Origin of the sequence: Algoriphagus persicinus, assembly GCF_035156415.1 — a bacterium.
GTDB lineage: Bacteria > Bacteroidota > Bacteroidia > Cytophagales > Cyclobacteriaceae > Algoriphagus > Algoriphagus persicinus.
Window position 1 is genome coordinate 1 of record NZ_JAYEEY010000057.1, and the last position, 6616, is coordinate 6616.

At 41.5% G+C, this 6616-nt stretch carries 1 protein-coding gene and 1 pseudogene; both read right to left on the reverse strand.

Annotation, left to right across the window (positions count from 1 at the left end; all coding sequences use genetic code 11):
• A partial coding sequence (locus U3A58_RS21445; RefSeq protein ID WP_323826446.1) for an MBG domain-containing protein occupies positions 1–6367 on the reverse strand: 6367 nt, incomplete at its 3' end.
• Positions 6368–6514: 147 nt separating this feature from the next.
• Positions 6515–6616, reverse strand: a pseudogene (locus U3A58_RS21450) (IS1595 family transposase); the annotation flags it as partial.

Here is a 6616-nt window from a genome sequence, read left to right on the forward strand (position 1 = left end):
AAGTGAAGGTCAGCGTTGGATTCGCTTCACCATAAGTCTTCGACTTGTCATCTGCCGTGATGGTTACTGCTTTTTTACCAACAGTCAGCGTACCTTTCACTAGCGTGATGGTATAGTTATCATCCGATCCGCCACTTAGCGTGATTAGGTAAGTTCCTACGTTTGAGCTTTGTGTAGCAGTCGTGCTGATGCTTGGTTCGGTTGCTACTTTCGTGTCACCGTTGGCTAAGCCGGTGTAGGTGAAGGTCAGGGCTGGGTTTTCCTCGCCATAAGTCTTCTTGTCGTTGTTAGCCGTGATAGTCAAGGCTTTTTTATTGACGGTCAAAGTTTGGGTCTTTGATTCTGCCTCAGCATAAGCATCATTTCCGGGCTGAGTTGCAGCGATAATTGTTGATCCCTGTCCAACTATCGTCACCGTATTTCCAGATACCGTGGCTACTGCTGTATTTGAACTTTTAAACTCAACCGTAAGACCTGAACTGGCACTTGCATCTAAGTCAAAGCTAGGATCGCCATAGGTTTTCGTTGAAATAGGATTAAATGTAATTTCCTGTGCCTCTTTCAAGGATACTGTGAAAGAAGTAGTTTCAGCATTTCCGTATATGTCTGTCGCTGTATAGGTAATAGTCGTTAGTCCTGTATTGAATGAATAAGTTCCTACTTGATCTGTGCCACTAGCGATAGTCGCGCCTGTCATTTTCCAGCTTAGTGATTCAATTCCACAATTATCCGAAACGACCACATTAGAAATAGTAAGCATTTTAGATTTCTCTCCTCCAATTGTGTTTTCTGTAACATTTGATGGAGCGATAAAAGTAGGCTTCTGCTTATCTTCTACTGTAATTGAGATGGTTTCGGTGGATTCATTTCCAGCTGGGTCAGTAGCTGTCCACAGGATTCTATTTATGCCTATCGGTAATTGTTTACCTGCTGCTGAGTTGGTACCATTCGCTATTTCCTGGAAACTTTCATGTGGCCCAATGCTGATTTTAATATCATCCCAAGAAGCATTACCTCCGCCAGAAAACACTACTCTCCAAGAACCTGAACTATATGCTGTGTTTTCATTAAAGGAAAGTACTTGATTGGTAACCGTATTAGTAAAAGTTCCTGTGATATTAGATCCATTATCTACAAATTCTATCCTAATTGGATTTGTATAAAAAGCATTTCCTGGTCTTCCATCAAAAGATGTTCCTGAAATAACTGTATAACCATCAATAAAATTATGTATTCTGAAGTACAAACTATTTGAAGGCTCATTTGAGTAGCCAGAATTTTTAAGGCCTGTGCTTCGAGTACCAATGAATGCAATGGATTCTCCTCCAGAAAATCTTAATGTAGCACTGACATTAAGTGGATTTTCAGCAGTTGGGATAAAATCAGCCACGGTTCTAAGGGTACCTCTATCGTCTCCTCCGGCACTTTGATAAGCTCCGTCCACAACCGATCCATTGGGAGAACCAATCTCAAAATTTGCAGGATTCCAAGCACCTGAATTGAAATCCTCAGAAATCAAACTTGTAGCAGCCTTGAGCTGTTTTACTGCGTAAGTTAAGGAAGTGATTGTTCCACTATTATCTGTAACTGAGATCGGGTCAAACTCTGTGCCCTGCACTGTATAGTTACAAGCGTCTTGGTCTGCAACCTTGGTGTTGTCATTTGGGAGAGTAATGACAGGAGGTTCGCTGTCTGATAGGGTTGTAAATCTCCAGGTATTGGAACTGGCGGCGAAACCTGCAAAAGCATTTTCTGCCATATCCTTCACAAAGCCTGAAGAAATGCCAATAGTGATGACTGTATTACGTGGAAGTGTGCTATCCAAGTCAACTGAAAGTGTCATCTTATTCTCTGATAGCACCAATGCATTCCGATCTTCAATTACCGATAGATCATAAGTCCGAAGTACAGTACCTCCGTTATTGACCGTGAGTGTGCCCGCAGTTCCCAATACAACCTCCTCATCAAAAGTGATGGTCAAGGTAGGCTGAAGTGCTACTTCTGTGGCATTATTGGCCGGAACAAAAGCAGAAACAACAGGAGCGGTCTCATCAGTAACGGTGATGGAAAAGGACTGCTCGGTAAATCCAGCATTATTTTGAGCCTTCATTACAACAGGATGCGCTCCTACATGAGATTTGGCCGGAGTTCCCATAAGCACAGCCCCAGTTTGAAGTCTGAAAACTTCATTGGTATTATATTTTGCATAAACTAAAGCACCACTAGAAGTAAGGGATAAACTATAAATATTATCAGTAGCTGAAAGAGAAACCACCTGAAAGGAACTAAAATCAGAGGTGTATTTCCTAACCCCAGCACTCCTCATAGAAAGATAAAAATTTCCATTTTTATCAACTCGGATACTAGAAACATGATTAGGCAAACCTGATAAAGCTGTACTAACAGTACTGCCATCATATTTCAAAATGCTTCTATTGGTCCATGTAGCTATATAAAGATTGCCAACAGCATCAAAAGTCAACCCAAATGGTCCATATAAAGGAATACCATCTGTTGAGTTCAAAACCAATTCAACCGCTTTGGTTGACTCATTAATCTTCAATATCTCACTTCCACTAAAGTTTGCTGCATAAATAAATCCGTCTTTGTCTGTCAGAGAAAGTGCTCCTCCTGAACGAGAATGAAAAACTTCCTCTGCTGCACTAGGATCATTGAGAGGTACACGGGTGATAGATTCAACTGCATTAGAATGCCTTGGAATATATATGTATCCATTTACAATATGTAAGGCAAAAACCGTCCCTGATATCATTCCCGATTTCCATGAAGTGGTCGTTCCATCTGACTGGATTTTAAAGATTTCTGTCCCATTTGATCGAATGGCATAAATATTTCCATCATTATCACCTGCTGCCCCTGATAATTGTACTCCACCAGGAACATTTCCAAATTGGGTGGCAGTGCTTTGACCGTCTGTACTAAAGGTTAACCACGCCGGCAAAGTTGGAGCTGTAAGCGTTGTCTCCAGACCGCCCTCTGTAGTAGCTACTACACTATATCTGTATGGCTGACCGTAAGGTATGGTGGTGGTTGGTGTGCTTGTGATGGTTGGCGGATTGGCAGTAATTTCCCCAGTTGTTACTACCGTATTCTCCGGTCCTGAATAATTTGCAGCATCAGCGCCGTCTAGCGTGTAGACCACTGTGATTGTTTTACCCGTGCCTGCTGTAGCATCGGCATAAGTCGCAAGCCCACTCACGGTCACCTCATCACCTGGCTCAATTCCATCTACTACTATATCTGTAATCTCTGCCGTCGTGTTTCCGTCATAGGTCTTGCTCAAGGTCAAGTTCTGACTCCCTATTGTCAGGTTCTTCGCCGTGATAACACCATTGTTTACTACAAAATCCGTTGGGGCAATATAAGTTCCAGGAACTTCAATTTCTATCTGATACCCTAGGTCTATTGATGTACCATTTCCAGTCCATAAATTCTGGTTGGCATTGTAGGATGCAGTTTCATTTCCACTTCCATTTACTGCCCATCGTTTTGCAAAAGGCCCATTTGAAGGTTGCGATACCACGATCCAGTACTTAGTTCCTGAGACTACGGAATAAGAATTTTCCAGACTTGTAAGTTCGATGAAGTCAGTCGTTGTTGTAGCTGTATTATTCAGGGGAACATTTGTCCAATCCAATGTTTTCAGCACGACAAGTTGGGAGGTTGGTATCGTTCCGTTTCCGCTCCAAAGTTCTACTGCGAAAGAGCCTGACTGGTTGTTTGTGCGATACAAATTCAATTTCAAGCTTGAGATTACTCCGCTTTCATTCGATGTAAATTGTTGAGCCCATTTACTGATGTTTGCAAAATTTTTGTCGCTACTTGTTGCTCCACCACCCGGTGTGAGATTATTCAGAGTGAATATCGAATTCCCATCTGCTCCTCCCAAAGTATATACAACCGTGATGGACTTGTTTTCACCCACCGAAGCATTGTCATAGGTAGCTTCCCCTGTCACGGTCACATCATCTCCAGAGCGAACTCCTTCCAACACGATATCTGTAACTGTAGCAGTATTAGTTCCATCATAGGATTTAGAGATGGTTAAATTTTGACTACTGATTGCAAGCTGAATCTTAGTAGTTGTAAAACTCTGAACACCTCCATAGCTTGTCCCCTCACTGTTGGTGGCATAAGCTTGATAGTAATAGATCGTGGATGGATTCAATCCTGTAACAGCTTCACTGAAAACTCCCGTCCCACTACCATCTGCAACCTGATTTACGCCTCCCTCACCGATAGTGGGAGTATTGTCTGAAGAGGAATATACAAAGCCACGGGCTGTAACAGATGCTCCCCCATCTGCGGTTACATTACCATTCAAGTTGGATCCTGTGGCAGTAATAGATGATGCCGCTGTAGATACTACCGTGGGCAAGGTTGCAGATACAGGAGAAGTTAACTGGATATTATTGATACTGTGGTTTGTCGTACCATTTCCTGCCCAACCTGCATCGCTTATATAGATCCTTACCTCATCTACATTAGAAAATGAGGCGTTCAATGTAACCGTTAATGGATTGTAATTGGTGTCAAAACCATTGAAGGTCATGGATGCAACTTCCATTCCTCCCCTATATCCTTTTATGGTATTAGTGAAGGAGTTGGTCTCACCCCAATTGTAATACTTAAACTGAACAAGCTGGAATTTACTGCCATCACCTGATTTGATAGACATTCCTTTGTTACCGTCATTGTTGTTGTTGTCATAGGTTAATGCTGAATAACCCGGGTCTCCACTAAATAGGAAACTGTTATTTTTCCATGAAAGAGAATTTAGAAAAGTCCCATTAACATCAGAAATATTGAAAATCTGGATGTCAATATCAGAAATAGATTGAGAACCTGCCTCTCCATCTGTTGCAATATTGTCTCCTGTAACATCAGCAGAATTTGCCGTAAATGTCAGAATAGGGCTAGTGCTTAATAATACTCCTGCATTTCCAGTTGTAAAACTCTCCACCCCTCCATAGCTCGTACCACCACTATTCGTAGCATAAGCTTGATAATAATAAGTAGTCGAAGCACTCAATCCAGTAACCGCTTCGTTGAAAATTCCCGTCCCACTTCCATCCGGCACCTGAGTTACACCCCCCTCAGCGATAGTTGGAGTATTATCTGAAGAAGAATAAACAAATCCACGGGCTGTAACGGCTGCTCCCCCTTCTGAGGTTACATTACCGTTTAGCGTTGCGCCTGAAGAGGTAAGTGAGGTGGCAGCATTTGTTGTTACACTAGGAAAGGCAGCAGTAACTGTCCTAGAAAATTCCTCTCCATAAGATGTTCCAGTACTGTTGGTGGCGAATGCGCGCACGTAGTAAGTCCCAGGGTCTAATGCGGAAGTGGAACCAGTAAAGGTGCCTGTACCAGACCCACGTACCACTTTGCTGCTAGCAGTAGTCGGATTAGTTGATGTGCTGTAAACAAATCCCCGTTCGGTGACAGCTGCACCATTGTCAGAGGTCACATTTCCATTGACAGAAATAATATTACCGGTCAAAGAAACCGATTCAGTCAAAACAACTGGTGCACCTGCCTGAATTTCGGTAGCACCAACAAGATTATAGCTAAAGTTGTCAAATTTGGTTACCCGATGACCGGAAAAATTAAAATAACTATAAAGCTGTGAAGCGTTTGATAGGGTTAAGTTAGTTACTCCATTAACTTCAACAATTGCAGATGCTTCAGAGGGATATAACAATGAACCATCTTGAGCAGCAGGCCACACCTCCACACGCATATTAAAAGTAGTACTCGTTGCTCTATTGACTTTAAATACAATTTTGTACCACCTATCAGGTGAACCACAAGACGAGCTAGTATCATCGATTAAATAAGTGCAGGATGATGCTTTAATAGTGGTAATTTCATCATTATAGGTAGTGGGCCAATTACCAGAGTAATTGGTATCTCCATTATGAAATACGTACCCTCCACCATGTACTGACACCCCAAGGGCATCATTTGGTCTATAAACACCAGTGGTAGTAAATTTACTTGTAGGTGAAACGGAGGTAAATCCTACCCCACTATATCCATTAGGACCTGTGCTTTTTATAAATGTTTCAAATGTATACGAACTTCCAACAGGACCTAGACTATAACTGTTTTTAGATGCAAAAACAGCATTTGTATTAGAACTGGGTACAGAGACGGCACCTGAGTTATTGAGTCCACCATTTGCGGACTGAACAACATTTTCGAAATCTGCACCAGAACCATTAAAAGAATTGACTAATTGACCTGAGGTATTAAAGTCAAATGCACTAGTCTGAGCCCAGCCAAGATTAATTCCTGTAAGGAATATAAGCATGACCATGCCTAGATGAAGTAGATTTTTATTCATGTTTGGTTTGCTAAAAGTTTGAAATTAGTATTCATCTTTTTTTGCAAAAAGAACCATAATAAAGTCATTTGACAACAATTGCATGTATTAAAAACCGATTATAAAACGTTGCCTCATTTAAAAACATTTAGAGGTGGCCATTTAACATCATATCAAATTCTGGATATATAATTTTTCAGCCTTAACCATTCTGTTGATCAGATTATGGAAAATGGTCTCTTTACTCTGAGACCGATTTGTTCTGTAGGA